This is a genomic window from Sorangium sp. So ce117 (assembly GCF_051524395.1).
Lineage (GTDB): Bacteria > Myxococcota_A > Polyangia > Polyangiales > Polyangiaceae > Sorangium > Sorangium cellulosum_B.
In genome coordinates this window covers 9,940,077-9,956,914 of sequence record NZ_CP150309.1, presented here as the reverse complement: position 1 = coordinate 9,956,914, position 16,838 = coordinate 9,940,077, and the positions used below count along the sequence as shown (strand labels likewise).

Annotated in this window: 19 protein-coding genes; 14 read left to right on the top strand and 5 right to left on the bottom strand. The window is 69.2% G+C overall.

Annotated elements, in window-relative coordinates:
• Window positions 1–58: 58 nt before the first annotated feature.
• Together WMF46_RS37305 and WMF46_RS37300 are read left to right on the top strand one after the other, a co-directional pair.
• Window positions 59–1,294, top strand: a complete 1,236-nt coding sequence (locus tag WMF46_RS37305) for an RtcB family protein (protein ID WP_437981573.1) — start codon at window positions 59–61, stop codon at window positions 1,292–1,294.
• Window positions 1,291–1,950, top strand: coding sequence for a peptide chain release factor-like protein (locus WMF46_RS37300; RefSeq protein WP_437981572.1), 660 nt, complete (start codon window positions 1,291–1,293; stop codon window positions 1,948–1,950). Before WMF46_RS37305 ends, WMF46_RS37300 begins: the two co-directional genes overlap by 4 nt.
• A 144-nt stretch (window positions 1,951–2,094) precedes the next feature.
• Here WMF46_RS37300 and WMF46_RS37295 read toward each other — a convergent pair whose 3' ends face one another.
• From WMF46_RS37295 to WMF46_RS37285, 3 genes are all read right to left on the bottom strand, one after another.
• Complete coding sequence (locus WMF46_RS37295; protein WP_437981571.1) at window positions 2,095–2,298, bottom strand: hypothetical protein; 204 nt, start codon at window positions 2,296–2,298, stop codon at window positions 2,095–2,097.
• Complete coding sequence (locus WMF46_RS37290; RefSeq protein ID WP_437981570.1) at window positions 2,295–2,534, bottom strand: addiction module protein; 240 nt, start codon at window positions 2,532–2,534, stop codon at window positions 2,295–2,297. Before WMF46_RS37290 ends, WMF46_RS37295 begins: the two co-directional genes overlap by 4 nt.
• A 116-nt stretch (window positions 2,535–2,650) precedes the next feature.
• A complete protein-coding gene (locus WMF46_RS37285) occupies window positions 2,651–3,097 on the bottom strand; it encodes a hypothetical protein (RefSeq protein WP_437981569.1) in 447 nt (148 codons plus the stop codon).
• Between the two features lie 49 nt (window positions 3,098–3,146).
• Between WMF46_RS37285 and WMF46_RS37280 the strand changes: the two genes are divergently transcribed.
• From WMF46_RS37280 to WMF46_RS37260, 5 genes are all read left to right on the top strand, one after another.
• Window positions 3,147–3,374, top strand: a complete 228-nt coding sequence (locus WMF46_RS37280; protein WP_437981568.1) for a hypothetical protein — start codon at window positions 3,147–3,149, stop codon at window positions 3,372–3,374.
• An 86-nt stretch (window positions 3,375–3,460) separates the two neighbouring features.
• On the top strand, window positions 3,461–3,991 hold the full coding sequence (locus tag WMF46_RS37275; protein ID WP_437981567.1) for a cytochrome c-type biogenesis protein: 531 nt from the start codon (window positions 3,461–3,463) through the stop codon (window positions 3,989–3,991).
• Between the two features lie 249 nt (window positions 3,992–4,240).
• The gene (locus WMF46_RS37270) at window positions 4,241–5,089 is read left to right on the top strand and encodes an MbnP family copper-binding protein (RefSeq protein WP_437981566.1); all 849 of its coding nucleotides are present in this window, start codon (window positions 4,241–4,243) and stop codon (window positions 5,087–5,089) included.
• Window position 5,090: 1 nt separating this feature from the next.
• Window positions 5,091–5,624, top strand: coding sequence for a carboxypeptidase-like regulatory domain-containing protein (locus WMF46_RS37265; RefSeq protein ID WP_437981565.1), 534 nt, complete (start codon window positions 5,091–5,093; stop codon window positions 5,622–5,624).
• A complete protein-coding gene (locus WMF46_RS37260; protein ID WP_437981564.1) occupies window positions 5,621–6,760 on the top strand; it encodes an MbnH family di-heme enzyme in 1,140 nt (379 codons plus the stop codon). Before WMF46_RS37265 ends, WMF46_RS37260 begins: the two co-directional genes overlap by 4 nt.
• A gap of 23 nt (window positions 6,761–6,783) precedes the next feature.
• Here WMF46_RS37260 and WMF46_RS37255 read toward each other — a convergent pair whose 3' ends face one another.
• Window positions 6,784–7,554 (bottom strand): SDR family NAD(P)-dependent oxidoreductase, encoded by a 771-nt coding sequence (locus WMF46_RS37255; protein ID WP_437981563.1) that lies wholly within the window; start codon window positions 7,552–7,554, stop codon window positions 6,784–6,786.
• A gap of 121 nt (window positions 7,555–7,675) precedes the next feature.
• On the opposite strand from WMF46_RS37255, the gene WMF46_RS37250 reads away from it, so the two are divergent.
• From WMF46_RS37250 to WMF46_RS37220, 7 genes are all read left to right on the top strand, one after another.
• Complete coding sequence (locus tag WMF46_RS37250) at window positions 7,676–8,362, top strand: TetR/AcrR family transcriptional regulator (protein WP_437981562.1); 687 nt, start codon at window positions 7,676–7,678, stop codon at window positions 8,360–8,362.
• A 425-nt stretch (window positions 8,363–8,787) separates the two neighbouring features.
• Entirely contained in the window at window positions 8,788–9,825 is a 1,038-nt protein-coding gene (locus WMF46_RS37245) for a deoxyhypusine synthase family protein (protein ID WP_437981561.1), read from the top strand.
• Between the two features lie 49 nt (window positions 9,826–9,874).
• Window positions 9,875–10,918 (top strand): NAD-dependent epimerase/dehydratase family protein, encoded by a 1,044-nt coding sequence (locus tag WMF46_RS37240; RefSeq protein ID WP_437981560.1) that lies wholly within the window; start codon window positions 9,875–9,877, stop codon window positions 10,916–10,918.
• A gap of 62 nt (window positions 10,919–10,980) precedes the next feature.
• Window positions 10,981–11,868 carry a phosphotransferase family protein gene (locus WMF46_RS37235; protein ID WP_437981559.1) on the top strand — a complete coding sequence of 296 codons (888 nt, stop codon included), beginning with the start codon at window positions 10,981–10,983 and terminating at the stop codon, window positions 11,866–11,868.
• 438 nt (window positions 11,869–12,306) lie between these two features.
• The gene (locus tag WMF46_RS37230; RefSeq protein WP_437981558.1) at window positions 12,307–13,542 is read left to right on the top strand and encodes a polysaccharide deacetylase family protein; all 1,236 of its coding nucleotides are present in this window, start codon (window positions 12,307–12,309) and stop codon (window positions 13,540–13,542) included.
• A gap of 179 nt (window positions 13,543–13,721) precedes the next feature.
• Entirely contained in the window at window positions 13,722–14,498 is a 777-nt protein-coding gene (locus tag WMF46_RS37225) for a hypothetical protein (protein WP_437981557.1), read from the top strand.
• Window positions 14,495–15,493, top strand: coding sequence for a HupE/UreJ family protein (locus WMF46_RS37220; RefSeq protein ID WP_437981556.1), 999 nt, complete (start codon window positions 14,495–14,497; stop codon window positions 15,491–15,493). Before WMF46_RS37225 ends, WMF46_RS37220 begins: the two co-directional genes overlap by 4 nt.
• A gap of 73 nt (window positions 15,494–15,566) precedes the next feature.
• Here WMF46_RS37220 and WMF46_RS37215 read toward each other — a convergent pair whose 3' ends face one another.
• Complete coding sequence (locus WMF46_RS37215; protein WP_437981555.1) at window positions 15,567–16,742, bottom strand: SUMF1/EgtB/PvdO family nonheme iron enzyme; 1,176 nt, start codon at window positions 16,740–16,742, stop codon at window positions 15,567–15,569.
• Window positions 16,743–16,838: the final 96 nt, after the last annotated feature.

The following is a 16,838-nucleotide window of genomic DNA, read 5'->3' as shown; positions in this document are numbered from 1 at the left end:
GCATTCCCACTCTCATCCGCGTTTGCGCCTGCCTTTGCCGCCCGCCCCGGAGATCTCGATGAAAGCCCCCGCCGACAGCGCAGTCCTTCCTGCCCACGCCCGCCTGGTCGCCCGCGACGACGTCTGGCTCGAGGGCAACGCCGTTCAGCAGCTCGCGCGCGTCGCCGCGCTGCCGGGCTGCGTCCGCGCCGTGGGCATGCCGGACCTTCACGCCGGGCGGGGCATCCCCATCGGCGCGGCCTTCGCCTTCGCGGACCGGGTCGTCCCGGAGCTCATCGGCGGCGACGCCGGCTGCGGCGTGCGGCTCGTCGCGACGTCGATCGGCCGCATGGCGCCGGACGTCCTCGAGCGGCGCGCCCGGCAGGCGATGGACGACGAGCCGCTCGCCGAGTGCGACCCGCGGGCGGTGTTCGAGCGGGTCTGGGAGCGCGGCGCGCGCGGCTTTGCCGAGGTCGACGGCGTGCCCGAGGCGCTCGCGCGGCTCGCGGCGGCGGAGCCGGAGGACGGCCTTCGCCCGAGCGGGGACGCCTCGCCGTACCGCGCAGGCTACGAGGGCGCGCTCGGCTCGGTCGGCGGGGGGAACCACTTCCTCGAGGTCGCCCGGGTCGGCGCGCTGCGGGACCCTGCGGCGGCGGAGGCCCTCGGCCTCTCCGCGGGGGAGCTCGTCGTCCTGGCGCACTCCGGCTCGCGCGGGCTCGGCGGCGCGCTCGGGCAGCGCTGGGGCGGCGCGGTGCTCGAGGGGGACGCGGCCGAGCCGTACCTCGGCGAGCTCGCCGGCGCGTGCCGCTTCGCGCGGGCGAACCGGCTCCTGCTCGCCTACCGGATGCTGCGCGCGCTCGGGGCCTCGCGGGCGTCGACGATCACGGGCGGGCTCGACCTCACCCACAACGACGTCGCGCGCGAGGACGTGGGCGGTGAGCTGGCCTGGGTGCACCGCAAGGGCGCGGCGCCCGCCCGGGGCAGCGACTTCACCGTGGTGCTCGGATCGCGCGGCGCGCCGTCGTGGGTGATGCGCTCGTGCGACGCCGAGGCGGGGCTGCGCTCCGTCGCGCACGGCGCGGGCCGCAAGATGGGGCGCAGCGAGGCGCGCGAGAAGATCGCGGCCAGGTACCGGCGGCGCGAGCTCACCCGCACGGAGCTCGGCGGCCGCGTCGTGTGCGACGATCCGGCGCTGCTGCTCGAGGAGCACCCGGACGCGTACAAGCCGATCGAGCCGGTGATCGAGAGCCTTGTCGAGGCCGGCCTGGCGACGGCGGTCGCGCCGCTCGTGCCGGTGCTCACGGTGAAGCGATGAGCCGGTCGTGGGTGCAGATCAGCGCGGGGAGGGGGCCTATCGAGGTGCGGCGCTTCGTGGCGCGCCTCGCCGAGCGCATGGAGGCGCTCTGCGAGGAGCGCGGGCTCGCGGTGGTCGACGTCACGCTGCACGGCGACGAAAACGCGCCGGCCTCGGTCGAGATCCTGGTGGAGGGCGACGCGCGGAGCTGCCTGGAGGGCGAGCTCGGGACACACGCGCTGGTCGAGCGGAGCGCGGGGCGGGGGAAGGCGGCGCGCAAGCGGTGGTTCGCGGGGGTGGCGGTCCACGCCGCGGGGGCGGACGCGGGGGCGGGTGAGGGCGAGGGCGTGGGCGTGGATCTCGGCGAGCTCGAGATCTCGGCCTGTCGTGCGAGCGGGCCGGGAGGGCAGCACGTGAACAAGACCCTGTCGGCGGTCCGGATCCACCACCGGCCGAGCGGGATCACGGTGCGTGTCGCCGATGAGCGCTCGCAGCGCGCGAACGTCCGCCGCGGGGTGGAGCGCATCGCCGAGCGGCTCGCGGAGCGCGCCGCCCGGCGCGTCGCGGAAGGGGAGGCCGCGCGCTGGAGCGAGCACGACCGGATCGTCCGGGGAGAGCCGGTGAGGACGTATCGGGTGGGGCGGAAGAGCGCGCTCGTGGTGGCGGAGGGGCGGTGAGGGGAGCGGCCTCGCGTCTTGTCGGGCAGGCGTAGTCTCTCTCGCTCGCTATTTAAGTCGGTTCCACCAATAGCCAGGCATTCGACCCGTGTGGCCAAACGCCAGTACGAGGACATGCTCGTCCCGGATGACGAAGTAGGCCACCTACGGGAACCGTGTGAACAGGAACCGGCGGACGATCTTGCTGCCCGCAACGAGCGGCCATGTGGTTGGGCTCGCCGCGATTGCATTGAGTACGCGATCGGCTTCGGACAGCAAATCCCCACCGAGGCCCTCTCGCTCCTGCTCATACCAGTCCGCGGCGGCGGTAAGCTCGGCATCTGCCTCGTCGAGAACGACGACCTTCATTTGCGATTCGTGCGGAGACGTGCGGCGAGCCGTTCTCGAACAACGTCCCAGGGCTCGGCGCTCGCCGTGCCACGGTCGACGTCCTGCAGACGTCGCTCAACCTCGGCGAGCCAGGCAGCCTCAACGTCCTCGTCCTCTGGTCCGTCGAGGCTCGCGATCAAGCGCTTCGCGACGTCTGCTCGCTCCTCCGGCGGAAGTCGCAGAGCCTTGGCAAGCACGGCATTCCTGGACGACATCTCGGGAGTGTAGCAGGATTTGGGCATCCCCGACGACCGTACGGGGCAGTCTGGGCGCCGACGACGTCCGCGACGCGCCATGCATGGGCGCCGCTGCGCGTTCAAGCAGCAACTCGCTATTCGCCGCCCTTGCGTCTGGTCCACCACTCCCGAATCCTGGGCCGCGTGACGTTCATGAAGTAATCATCCTCTGTCGCGCGCTGCGCTTCGACTTCGCGTCTCATCTGCGCCGCCTTGCCGGGATCGCGCTCTCGCTCGCACCCGTAGATCCCGCCGAAGATCCGAATTGGCTTCTCTGCTGGGTCCGTCAGGGCGCAGCCTTTGAGCTGTTCGAGCAGTGCCGTACGCCACGGCTCTTCCAACTTGTTGAGCGTCTCATCGATACCGTCGTGAACTGCCACGTCAAAATTCAGATCGTGTACATCGGTCATGGTCATGTCGGCCGACTCCCACGCGTGATGAACGGCCTCGAGACGCTCGTCGATGGTAGGCTGTTCCGACTGGTCGCCCAGAAGGCTCCTCCAGCGATAGTCACGGTGTTCCGACTTGGGGCGTGTCGTCATGTCGGGTAGCTTGTGTAGCCGACAAATGGCCTAGCACAAAGGGCGGTGCATGATGCCGGACGCGCGGCTCGACGGCGTGGGCCCGTACGGGCAGGCCAAGATCCAGGCCGAGCTCGTGTGCCTGGAGGAGCGTGGCCGGGGGCTCGTGGTGCCGGTGGGCAATGCGTCAAGGTGTCGCATCTCATCGAACCGTGCTGTACGGCCCTCGGCGCGCACATCGCTGCGGGGCGACAAGCGCGACATCGTGTCGCACGACCCTGGCGGCGGGTTACGCTAGCCTGTTTCGCCATGATCCAGCGAGACCAGGGGCCTGCCAGTGACCCGGCCCGCTTCCCTCACGGCGCGCGGCAGGTAAGCGGACCGGTGCGTCTCCGATCGCTGCAGAGCTCGCGCTGGCACCGCGTGGCAGCGCTGGCCGTCGCCCTCGCTGGCGTGGCGCTCACCGGCAGCGCCGAACCCGCGCCGCCCAGCCAGGCCGCCTCGGAGCTCGTCGACTCGACCCCAGCGCCTGGCGAGAGGGCGCTCGCGGCGCGTCTGCTCGCGCCTTGTTGCTGGGATCAGACGCTGGATGTCCACGAATCGGAGCTGGCGCGCGAGCTTCGTCGCGAGATCCATGCGCGTCTCCGTCGGGGCGAGGTGGCCGACGCCATCGAGCAGGACCTCGTGGCGCGATACGGCGAACGCCTCCGCGCGGCGCCCTCGTCAGGCGCGCTCGGCAAGGTCGCGCTGGGATTGATGCTGGGCATCGCAGCGACCTTCCTCGGGATCTTCGCCCTGCTGCGCTCGTGGCGGAGCAACGCTGCGCAGGCCGCTCCGTCCGGAGGCACGCTCGTGGCTGCTCGCGACGAGTACGACGAGCGCCTCGACGACGAGCTCCGGGAGCGCGACGCATGAGCGCACCCGTCTTCCCGGTTGATCGGAGAGGAGGCTCAGCAGGGACATCTCATTATGACCTCGGCGCAGTGGCCGCGGCGGAAACCTCTTCGCCCGGATGCCGTCGACTCTCCTTGAAGGATGGCCGCAGGGTGCGACAACTTGCTGCACGCAGGAGAGCCGAGCTTCGAGTAGGCTCCGCTCCGCTCCGGTGCGGTGGTGACGACGTTGTGGCTTCGTAGCTTGAAAGGTTGCCTGATGATTGGTTCAATGGCTCGTGTCACGTGCCTCGGTGTGGCCTGTCTCGCGGCTCTGAGCGGATGCGGCGGGAGCGATGAGGACGTCGTCTCGAAGACGTTCGCGCTGAGCTTCGCCGCCAAGGTCGGCGACAGGCCGTTCTCCTGCACTGACACCTTCGATGGAGTCGGAACGACCGGATCGTCGGTCAATGCGCTCGATTTTCGCATGTACGTCTACGACGTGCGGCTCGTTCGCGGCGACGGGTCCGAGGAGCCCCTCGCGCTCGAGCAGGATGGCCAGTGGCAGCGCGACAAGATCGCGTTCCTCGACTTCGAGGACGGCACGGGCTCCTGTGAGACCGGCAGCCCGGAGACGAGGACCGAGGTTGTTGGCACCGCACCCGCCGGCGATTACGCCGGTGTCAGGTTCAACGTGGGTTTGCCCCCGGAGATGAACCACCTGGACGCGGCGACGGCCCCGGCGCCCCTGAACATTCCCGGTATGTGGTGGTCGTGGAAGGGCGGCTACAAGTTCGTGCGCCTCGACCTCGTCTCGACGATGAACCCGACCTATTTCTTCCACCTCGGGAGTACGAAGTGCGAGGGCACCGTGAGCGAGGGGTACTCGTGCGCCGCTGACAACCTCGCCGAACTACGCATCGACGGGGTCGACCCGGAGTCGAGCACCATCGTCTTCGATATCGCCAGATTCTATGCCGGGTCCGACCTCGACCACCAGGTCGACGGCGAGACGGATCGCACCTCCGGTTGCATGTCCTTCGAGGGCGATCCAGAGTGCCCGCCCGTCTTCAACGCGCTTGGCATGGGCTTCGATGGCGTGAACCCGTCCGCTGCGCAGACCGCCTTCCGGGTGGAGTGAGATGTACATCCTCAGAACGGCGACCTGCCTGCTCGCCTCGCTATGGGTCTGTGGGCTTGCCGGCTGCGGTGCCTCCGACGAGGACATGGACGAGCCGAGCGACGCGGAGATCCTCCCGGGCGACCCTCGCTTCGAGCGCGATCCAGCGCTCAACGTGGAGAACATCAGCGCCGCTGCGGAGAAGCGCAGCCACAACATGGGGCAGAACTGCATCGGTTGCCATCAGCCCCACGGGCCTGGCAAAGGGCTCTTCACCACGGCCGGCACGGTGTACGCGCCGTCGGGCACGCCGGTGGCAGGCGGAACGGTCGAGCTCCGCACGGCAGGCGGAGGCGAGGGAGATCTCGTGCTCTCCGTTGCCATCGATGGGAACGGGAACTTCTTCACGACCGAGCCGCTGCCCTTCCCGGACCAGGCGCTGTTCTTCTTCCTGCGGTCACAGGACGGCGAGGGGACGAGCGAGATGCCGTTTCCAACCATCTCCGGAGCGTGTAATCTGTGTCACAACGAACAGCGTCGCATTTTGCTGGAGTGATCCGCGCAATCGCATCGGCGGGGCTCGTCGCGCTCGCGGCGGCGTCGTGTGGGGGCGAGACGGAAGCGACCTTGCCGGTCAACGGCTATGAGCTCGCCCTGCCCCTCGGCTTCCCGAGGCCGTGGGTGCCGCCCGACAACCCGATGACCGAGGCGAAGGTCGCGCTCGGGCGCGCCCTGTTCTTCGACGAGCGCTTGTCGGGCAACGGGACCATGGCGTGCGCCTCGTGTCACGAGCGCGACAGGGGGTTTGCCGACGGCAAGCCTACCCCGACCGGCTCGACAGGGGACACGATCCCGCGCAATGCGATGGGGCTGGCCAATGTCGCCTATTTCCCGCTGCTCACGTGGGGCAACCCCACGCTGTCGTCGCTCGAGGAGCAGGCGCTCGTCCCGATGTTCGGCGAGAGCCCGGTCGAGCTCGGGATCACCGGCGCCGAGGACGTCGTGCTCGGCCGGCTGCGCGGCGACGAGGCGTACAAGGCCGCGTTCGTCGCGGCCTTCCCCGGCGAGAGCGAGCCGATCACGTTCGATACCGTCGTGAAGGCGATCGCGACGTTCGAGAGGACGCTTATCTCCGGGCGCTCCGCGTACGATCGTACCACCTATGGCGGAGAGGCGGGCGCGATGTCCGATGCGGCGTTGCGCGGCATGGACCTCTTCTTCTCCGAGCGGCTCGAGTGTTATCACTGCCACAGCGGGATCAACTTCACGACCGCCTTCCGGAGCGCCGAGACGAAGCAGGCGGAGATGGATTTTCACAACACCGGCCTCTACAACCTCGGCCCGGACGGGGACTATCCATCCGGCGGAGAGGGGCTGTTCGAGTTCACCGGCGACCCGGCCGACAAGGGGAAATTCCGCGTTCCTTCGCTGCGCAACGTCGAGCTGACGGCGCCCTATATGCACGACGGGAGCGTGGCCACCCTGGAGGAGGTCGTCGACCACTACGCCGCGGGAGGCAGGACCATCGACGACGGGCCGTTCGCGGGCGTGGGCAGCGAGAACCCGAACAAGAGCACGCTCGTCAGGGCGTTCACCATCACGCCGGAGGAGAAGGCGGATGTCGTGGCCTTCATGAAGAGCTTGACCGATCCGGAGTTCGCGGCCGTGGTGGACGGCGCGCAGGCGCCGTGACCGGTGGGTGTCAGTTCCCTCGGTTACATCGGCCGGCCCCCGCTCGCGCGGACGATCTCCCCCGTGACCGCGGTGTTCGCCGCCGAGCACAGGAAGACGATCGTCGGCGCCACCTCCTCGGGCCGCAGCAGCCGCCCCACGGGATACGCCTTCCCGCGCTGCGCGACGAGCTCCGGTGATGCCTGCGCGCTCACCCTGTCGGTCAGCGTCAACCCCGGCACCACCACGTTGGTCAGGATCCCGTGCGGCCCGAGCTCGCGCGCGAGCACGGACGTGAGCCCGTGGAGCGCCGCCTTGGCGGCGGCGTAAGGCCCTGCGCCCACCACCCCGTCGAGCGCCACGCCCGACGAGATGTTGACGATCCGCCCCCATCCGCGGGCCCGCATCGAGGGCACCGCGGCCTGGATGGCGGCAAAGGCACCGTCGATGTTGTCGTGGATGACGCCCTGCCATTCCGCGAGCGGGATGTCCTCGAAGCGCGGCGCGTCCCAGGGCAAGCGCTCGCTCCAGCGGACCGCGTTGTTGACGAGCACATCGATCTGCCCGAAGCGCGCCACGGTGGCCGCGACCGCCGCCTTGACGGAATCGACCGACCCGAGGTCGAGCTCCAGCGCGACCGCCTCGCCGCCTCGCCCCTCGATCTCCCGGACGACCTCTCGGGCCTTCTCCCGCTCGCTCCGGTAGGTGAGCGCCACGCGGGCCCCCTCGGCCGCGAGCTGCAACGCCACCTCCTTGCCGATCCCCTGCGAGCCACCGGTCACCAGCGCGGCCCTCTTCTCCAGCCCCAGCTCCATGCGACACCTCGCTTTCGACTGGAAGGTAAACAAAATGGAAGAAACTTCCAAGATGAAATTGGAAGAATCCTCCAGTTGGGCCTGCTGGCCAGCGGTGCGCGGCTGGGGTAGGGGAGGGGCCATGGCCGTGGCTCGACAGAACGGCGTGGCCCGCCGGGAGGCGCTCCTGGACGCGGCGCTCCGCTGCTTCGAGCAGCGAGGCCTCTTGCGCACGGGCATCGAGGACGTGCGCAAGGAGGCGGGCGCGAGCCCTTCGAGCGTGTACCACCTCTTCGAGGACTTCCCGGCGCTCGTGGCCGCGCTGCTGGAGCGGACCTTCGAGCGGCTGGTGGGGCACGTGACCGCGCGCGTGCTCGCCGCGAGGACGGCGCGCTCGGCGGTGCGGGCGCTGGTGGAGGCGCACTTGACCTGGGTGTTCGACCACGAGGGCGAGGCGCGCTTCATGTATCAGGCGCTCGCGCTGGAGCTCGACGGGCATCACCGCGCCGCGCTCCGGGAGACCAAGGCGCGGCTCAAGGCAGAGACGATCGCGCACCTCTCCGAGCTCGGCGTCTTCTCCGGGGCGCGCTCGTCCGAGGTGATGGTCGACGTCGTGCTCCTCGGGCCGGCGCACCAGGCCTGCCGCGCCTACCTCTCCGCGCCCGGCGCCGTGGACCCCGCGTGGATGAAGGCGACCCTGCCCGAGCTCGCATGCGCAGCGATGGGCAAGGTCGACCCGGCGAAACCGGCGGCCCGGACAGGGCGGCGCGCCGCTGGCGTGGAGCCGCGCCAGCAGGCCGGCGGGAGAAGGAAAGGCAACCCGGGGTAAGGATGTTCCTTATTGCCCGCCAGAACGACGATCGCCAGTGCGAGCTCCGGCTCCTTGAACAGCTGTCTCGAGAACGGCCAGAACACCAATCATGTTGAAACCCGGAGAATTTTCACAGGGAGGCGAGGAGGCGGGGAGGAAGAAAAAAAGAATCTCTCCTTCTCTCCGTCTCTTGCTCCCCGCCTCCTCACCTCCCTGTGAAATTCCTGCTTTTTCTCGGGGTTTCAACCCGTTTGTCGCTCCAGTCTCCTGCATGATTCCCGCCCGGCTTGACACCATCCACGCGACTCGTGCTACGGTGCCCCCGAAGCCACCCGACGTTGCGATGGCGGCCCGGCCTGCGCCGGTCCGTAGCGCGTCCCTGGTGGCCTGCGCGACCCGAGACCACCGGGACGACCTTCGTGGTCGCTGAGGCTCGGCGAAACATGGTTGAGACGAAGTCGGGGGCCACGACGCTGCCCCTTCTCACGTTTGTCCTTCGCAACTACAAGAATTTCAACGCCCGCGCGACGCGCGACGCGCTCCTCGCCTACTGGGAGCACATCGAGCGCGGCGGGAAGATGTTCTGGGCCGTGGCCGGAGCGATGTCTTCGGCCCAGCTCGGCATCACGCTGGCGCCGGCCATCCGCGCCGGCCTGATCCACGGCATGTCCGTGACCGGCGCCAACCTGGAGGAGTCGCTGTTTCGCCTCGTGGCGCACGACGGCTACCGTGACTTCCCCGACTACCGTTACTTCACCAAGCAGGACGACACGCGCATCCTCGAGAACCGGATGCGGCGCGTGACCGACACAAGCATCCCCGAGGACGAGGCCTTCCGCGCGGTGGAGAAGCACATCGTCCCCATGTGGGAGCGGGCGACGGCGAGCGGCGAGCGCCATTTCTGGCACGAGTACTTCTACAAGCTGGTCCGGGCGGTCGAGCCCGCGCTCCACCGCGGACCGCCCGAGGAGTGCTGGTTGCTCGCCGCCGCGGAGGCCGGGCTGCCGCTGGTCGTCCCGGGCCACGAGGACTCGACCTTCGGCAACATCTTCGCGTCCTACGTGAAGCGGGGCGAGTGCAGCGCGAGCATCGTGAAGTCGGGCATCGAGTACATGGCCGAGCTCTACGACCAGTACCGTGAGCTCAGCGCAGGCGCGGGCGTGGGGTTCTTCCAGATCGGCGGGGGCATCGCAGGGGACTTCCCCATCTGCGTGGTGCCATCGCTCAAGTACGATCTCGAGGAGCCGGCCCGGCCCTGGGCCTACTTCTGCCAGATCTCCGACTCGACGACGTCCTACGGCTCGTACTCCGGCGCCACGCCCAACGAGAAGATCACCTGGGACAAGCTGACCGAGGACACGCCCATGTTCGTGATCGAGTCGGACGCGACCATCGTGGCGCCGCTCCTGCTCGGGGCGCTGCTCGAGTGCAAGCGCTACCCGGCCGAGGCTCGGGCCATCATCGAGGCGCGCGGCGCGTGAGCATCGGCGGCTCTCCTTATTCCTGTCCCAGAAGCGAGGTTGTGAGACGATGAGCAAGAAGAAGGTCCTGGTCACGGGCGGCGCGGGCTTCCTCGGGATCAATCTGGTACGGCACCTGCTCGAGCGCGGTTATGAAGTCACGTCGCTCGACCTCCTGGACTTCGACTACCCCGAGCGGTCGAGCATCCGCGAGGTGCGCGGGGATATCCGTGACGCGGCGGTCGTCGACGAGGCGGTGAAGGGGCATGACTTTGTCGTGCACACAGCGGCCGCGCTGCCCCTGTACACGGCGGAGGAGATCTACACGACCGACGTGATCGGCACGCGCGTGGTCATGAGCGCCGCGCGCCGCCACGGCGCCGAGCGCGCGGTTCATATCTCCTCGACGGCCGTGTACGGCATCCCCGACCACCACCCGCTCTGCGAGGACGACCGGCTCGACGGCGTGGGCCCGTACGGGCAGGCCAAGATCCAGGCCGAGGTCGTGTGCCTGGAGGAGCGTGGCCGGGGGCTCGTGGTGCCCATCATCCGGCCCAAGTCCTTCATCGGACCGGAGCGGCTCGGGGTCTTCGCCCTTCTCTATGACTGGGCGCTCGACGGCAAGGGCTTCCCCATGATCGGCGACGGCAAGAACCGCTACCAGCTCCTCGACGTGGCCGATCTCTGCGAGGCGATCTATCTGTGCATGACGAAGGACGCGTCGATCGCCAACGACACCTTCAACATCGGCGCGAAGGACTTCACCACCATGGGTGAGGACTACCAGGCGGTGCTCGACGCGGTGGGCAAGGGCAAGAAGATCGTGCCCTTCCCGGCGGCGCCGGCGGTGCTCGGCCTGCGCGCGCTCGAGGCGATGGGCGTGTCGCCGCTCTACAAGTGGGTCTACGAGACGGCGTCGAAGGACTCGTTCGTGTCGATCGAGAAGGCCGAGCGGGTGCTCGGCTTCGCGCCGAAGTACTCGAACAAGGACGCGCTGGTGCGCAACCTCGAGTGGTACCGGGCGCACAGGAGCGAGTTCGAGAGCCGTTCGGGCGTGACCCATCGCGTGCCCTGGAAACAGGGCGCGATCGGCCTGTTGAAAGCCTTCTTCTAAGGGGCGCGCGGCCCCGGGGAGAGCGATATCCTCCTCACGAGTCACCCGCAGCGGACCCCGGAATGAGCATCGACGACGACGCCCCCCTGCTGCAGGTGATGAGCCATCTCGGCCTGACCCGGGATGCGCTGCTCGGCATCGGCGGTGAAGCCTGCGTGTTCGCGCTGGGCAGCGAGCGGGTCGTGCGCGTCCACCATCCCGGGACCGTCCGGGAGACGGTCGTTCGACGAGCCCAGCTGCTCGAGGGCTTCCACGAGGGCGCGAGCGCGGTGCCATTCTCGATCCCGCGTGTCCTGGAGATGACCGAGCTGCACGGCCGCCTCATCACCTTCGAGCCGCGGTTGCCCGGGCGGCCCCTCTTGCAGGTGCTCGGCGAGGCGGCCGGCGCCGAGCGGGAACAGCTCATCATTCGCTTTCTCGAGGCCTCGACGCGCCTGCGAGCCCTGCGCGTGAGCGCTGCCTGGTACGGCGATCTCTGCGAAGCCGAGCCGATCCGGACGCCCTCTTACCGCTCTTACCTCGAGCTGCGCGCAAGGAAGAGCCTGACCTGCGCCGGGAGCGCGTTCGACGGCATCGATCCGGCGCCTCTGGCCGCCGCGCTGCCCGAGCCGGAGCGACCGAGCTTCGTGCACATGGACTTCTATCCAGGCAATGTGCTGGTCGAAGGCCAGGAGGTCAGCGCCGTGATCGACTTCGGGGGCCTACCCATCGTGGGAGATGCTCGGCTCGATCCGCTCTCTGCCGTCATCTACCTCACGCCGTTCATCACCACGACCGCCACGGATCGCGACCGACGCCTCGCCCGGGAGTGGCTGCTGGCCCAGCACCTCGACGCGCTGTTCGAGCCTGCAGAGCGATGGCTCGCCGCCCGCTGGTCGTTCGCGACCGACGACGTGCGCTTGCATCGATGGTGTCGACGCGTGCTGCTCGGACACCAGGGGGATCCGTGAAGCGGACCCTTGGACCCACGCGGCGGGCGGTTCCTCCGGCCGCCTACTCGGGGTCGCCCGCCTGCTTTGCCGATCGTCCAGGCGGGGGTGGAAACCACCCGGCGAGTCAGGGTGACGGCGCTGCGCATGAGGCCGACGCGAAGCCCGGTACGCTCCGGCGGTCGCCGCGCGGCTAGAAAGATACGGCGGAGCGCTTCGCTGACGCGGCGCTCGCTACTTTTGGTAACGTGTGAGCCGCTCGCTACTTTTGGTAACGTGTGAGCCGCTCGCTACTTTTGGTAACATGTGAGCCATTCGTGCGATGCGTCGATGCGCGTGCGTCGTGCATAATCCTTTGAGCGCCTTCCGGGGGTTTTGTATCCTCACCCCATGCTCAAATCATCGCGATTCTTCCACTTCGAGAATTTTCCTGCGTCATCATCCTTGGCGCTCGGTGCGATGTTGTTGCTGGGCACGCTGCACGTCAGCGGCTGCGGCGATGACGGGGAGGACACCACCAGCGGCGGCACCACCGGTGGCCAGCAGACGACGAGCAGCAGCAGCAGCGGCGGCACGCCGGGAAGCTCCTCCTCCAGCGGCGGGGATCCCGGCGCGACCTCGGCGTCGGCCGGGGGGGGCGACGGCGGCTCGAACCCCGCCGGCACGGGCGGCGCGGACCCTGCCGGTGGCGGCGGCTCGGACCCCGCCGGCGGCACGGGCGGAACGGGTGGAGCAGGAACGGGCGGTAGCGGTGATGGAGGAGAGGCGCCCGAATCCGGCCTTCCGCCGGGGCCCGGCGCTGGCAACGTGCCGAAGCCGGGCGGCGCGGCCGGCGGGTTCAAGGTCATCGACTGGGCCGGCTTCGCGGGCGCCGTGACGTACAGCTTCGACGACTCGAACCAGACGCAGATCCAGAACTACGATGCGATGAACGCGCTCGGCGTGCCGTTCACCTTCTACGTCTGGACCGGCAAGAGCGAAGCGAACAACGCGGTGTGGCAAAAGGCGCAGATGGACGGGCACGAGATCGGCAACCACACGTCCAGCCACGCGATGGACGACCCCGGCGGCTCCGCGACGGACTCCGCGCAGCAATGGATCAAGCAAAAGTTCGGCATCACCGCGTACACGATGGCGGCTCCGTACGGCGCGAATGGGTACACGAGCATCGCCCAGTCGCGCTTCCTCATCAATCGCGGCGTGTCCAACGCCCTGATCGGCCCGAACGACAACAGCAATGCGTTCCAGCTGCCCACCTACATTCCCCCGACCAACGCCTCCAAGGCGCAGATGGACTCGGAGGTCGCGAGCGCGCGAAGCGGCAAGAAGTGGCGCACCTTCTGCATCCACGGCTTCACCGGCGGCAACGACAGCGCCTATCAGCCCATCCCGTTCCAGGCCTGGGTCGATCACGTCAAGGCCGTCAAGGCTTACGGCGACGTGTGGATCGGCACCATGGAGACCATCGGCGCCTACTGGCGCGGCCAGAAGGCGATCACCGACGGCACCAACACCAAGAACGGGAACGACACGACCTACAACTGGACGCTCCCCCAGAACTTCCCGCCGGGCAAGTACGTGCGCGTGACGGTCACCGGCGGCACGCTCAAGCAGAACGGCACCGCGCTCAAGTGGCATCCGCAGGGCTACTACGAAGTGGCGCTCGACGCGAAGTCCGTCACGCTCTCGCCGTGACGCGAGCCGCCCGAAGCCCGCGCCGTTCACCGGCGCGGCTCCGGGCGGAGCCGATCTCACCCGGGGCAGGCCCCGCAGCTGGGGCTTGACGTCTCCGGAGCGTTTGGGTCTCCTCTCCCCCAGCCAGAGCGCGTCTCATGCCTGACATCAGCGGTAGAACCATGGGGAGCTTCGCTCGGTTGCTCCGCGAACCGGTCCTTCATTTCCTCTTCATCGGCGCGCTGTTGTTCCTCGGCCACCGGCTCGTCGCCGGCGATCCCAGGGAGATCGTCGTCAGCACGGGGCTGAAGGCGGACCTGGAACGGCAGTTCCGCGACACCATGGGGCGAGCGCCGACGGCGGCTGAGCTGGCGGAGGCGCTCGACGGGTGGAAGCGGGACGAGGTGCTCTACCGTGAGGCGCTGAGGGAGGGGCTCGATCGGCAGGATGCGACGGTGCGGGTCGCGCTGGCCGAGAGGCTGCGGACACGGGCGGCTCAGCCGATGGCGGCGCGGGAGCCGACGGATGCAGAGCTGGACGCGTGGCTGGCTTCTCACCGGAGCCAGTACGAAACGCCGCTCCGGTACGATTTCGAGATCGTGGCCTTCTCCAGGAGCGATCCGGCCGCAGAGGAGCAGCGGTCGACGTATCGACGTGCGCTGGCCGACGGCGCGGACCCACGAACGCTCGGTCGTCCGATCGAGGGTGGCAACCTCACCCGCGATTCACTCGCAGCCAAGTTCGGACCCGCGGTCTCCGAGAGCATCGGCAGCTCGCCGCTCGCCACGTGGCAGGCCCTGGAGACCCAGGACAGCCTGCTGCTCGTGCGGGTCAACCAGACAAGCGGGGGGCTGCCCAGCCGCGAGGCGATCCGCGCGACCCTCACCCTCGACTGGACCGCCGCACGGAAGAAGGAAGCCGTCGACGAGTTCGTCAAAACCCTCCTTGCGCAGTACAGGTTCAAGGAGAGCCCTTGAATCGTTCGCGTCTGCTCCGGCTGGCTCGTTTCCTGCCGTTCTTGCTGGCCCTGCTTCTGGCGCCAGCCCCCGCGGCCGGCCACGCGCTCAACTCAGCGCTTCTTTCGCTGACGGAGGTCGAAGGTCACGACGGGCGGTTCCTCGTGCGCTGGCAGGCGAGCTCGTCCGCGCTGAAGGCCGACCTCGCGACGCCCGCCGTGTTCCCCCCGGCCTGCAAGCTCGACGGAGCAGCTCTCGACTGCGGTCGCGACGGCCTGGTCGGCACCATCGAGCTCCCCTGGCTCGAGGGGACCGAGACCAACGTGATGGTGGTTGTCGAGTGGCGGAATGGAAGCCGGCTTGTCCGGGTGTTGACCGGCAACGACCCGAGCCTGGCGGTCTACGGTATTCCCGCCTCCGCCGGGCTCGGCGCGCTCCGGCCGATCATGGTCGATTACACGTGGCTCGGCGTCGAGCACATCCTGACCGGGTTCGACCATCTCCTCTTCGTCATCGCGCTCACGCTGCTCGTGCGCGGCGGCCGGAAGCTGCTCGGCGCCGTCACGGCCTTCACGGTCGCGCACAGCCTGACGCTGGCCTGCGCCGTGTTCGGCTGGTTGACGCTGCCGGCCCCGCCGGTCGAAGCGGCCATCGCGCTCTCGATCGTGCTGATCTGCGGCGAGTGCATACGGCCGACCGACTCGCTCACCCGCCGGGCCCCATGGGCCGTCACGTTCGCCTTCGGGCTGCTTCACGGGCTCGGGTTCGCGTCGTCGCTGCTCGACATCGGGCTGCCGGAGAGGCATGTGCCGATTGCGCTCCTGTTCTTCAACGTGGGCGTGGAGCTCGGTCAGCTCGGCGTGATCGCGCTGGTGGTCGCGCTGCGCCTCCTTGCCGCGCGCGTCCCCACGCAACCAGCGACCGTGAGGCGCGGCGTGGTGTATGCGATGGGCGCAATGGCAGGCTACTGGTCGATCGAGCGCGTCGTGGCGATGCTGACGGAAGCCAGCATGTAGCGGAGCCCGCGGGCAGCGGCGTGGAGGCGGCCCCCTTCGCGCTGCATCGCAGGCCCGGCATGCGCCTCGCCGCTCACCGCTTCTTCTCGCCGCCCGCTGGCGCAGCGGGCGCGCCGCCCCCCGGTGTCGCGTCCACCGCGCCCGGCCCGAGCAGCGTGCCGCACATCGTCTTGCACAGGATGTCGGTCGGCCTGCACTCGCACTTGCCCTGCTGCTTGAGCTCGAGCTTCCCGCGCATCTCCTCGACCGTGAACTGCGCCATCCGCTCGACGCGAGCCATGTCCCACCCCTCCTGGACTTGCCGGGGCGTCCGAGGCTCGGTGGCCTTGCCGTCGGGCTCGGCGCAGCAGCGGAAGCTCAGGAAGTAATAATAGAACCCCTCGTCATGGGTGTAGATCTTCGGCCGGCACTGGTTGCGCACGCCCTTGTACCAGGGGCCGCCGGTGTGGACGCTGTCGAACTTGCCGCGCCAGCCGCCGCTCGTCTCGCTCGCGACCACCTCGTCGGTGTTCGCGGGCAGGTCGGCGACGCCATAGTCGCTGATGCACTCGGGCTGTGACCCGCTCCGCACCCCTTTCCAGAGGCGGGCCAGCTCGCCCGGGTCGCGCTTCGCGACCTTCTTCATGTCGGGATCGTCCCAGAGGTGGTCGCCGTTGCACTTCGTCGCGTCGCGCGAGTACCCGTAAGGGAACGGCTTCATCTCGGGGCCCTCGCAGGCGAGCGTCCACTCCGACTCGGTGCAGAGGCGCTTGCCGACGGCGGCGCACTTGACCTGCGCCTGGTGGAAGCGGTTCATCACCTCGGGCCGCTCCCCCTTCTTGTTCGGCCACTCGTACGTGTCGATGCAATAGCGCTTCTTCGTCTTGTCGCCTGTGCAGCGGGCCGGGGCGGGGGCGAACTCCTCGCAGATCGTCTTCTTGTTCGACTTGTCGTACCAGCTGCGGAGGCAGCTGTGCTCGACCTCGCTGCAGTACTCGCCCTCGACGAGCTTCATGTCGGCCGGGCACGCCTGCTCCTCGGCGGCGGCGCTCTCCCCGCCGGCCGTCCCCGTCTGGGCGGCGGGCGCGCCGGCCTCCGGGGCGGCGGGCGCCGCGGCTCCGGCCTCGGCGGGGGACGCCGCGGCCGCGGGCGGGCGGCCGTCGTGCGCGCGCGGGGAAGGCAACGGCTGGGCGGGCTCCGGGGGCGCGCCGGAGCAAGCGGCGGCGAGCGTCAGGGCGGGGAGGGAGAGCGGGAGCAGGAGGCGTCGCATGCCCGGCGTCATAGTCGAGATCGCGGCGAGGGGAACCAGGCGTCGCGCCCCCGGATCGACGCCGCGCGCCCCGGCCGGGCCGGGGGCGTTCCGGCG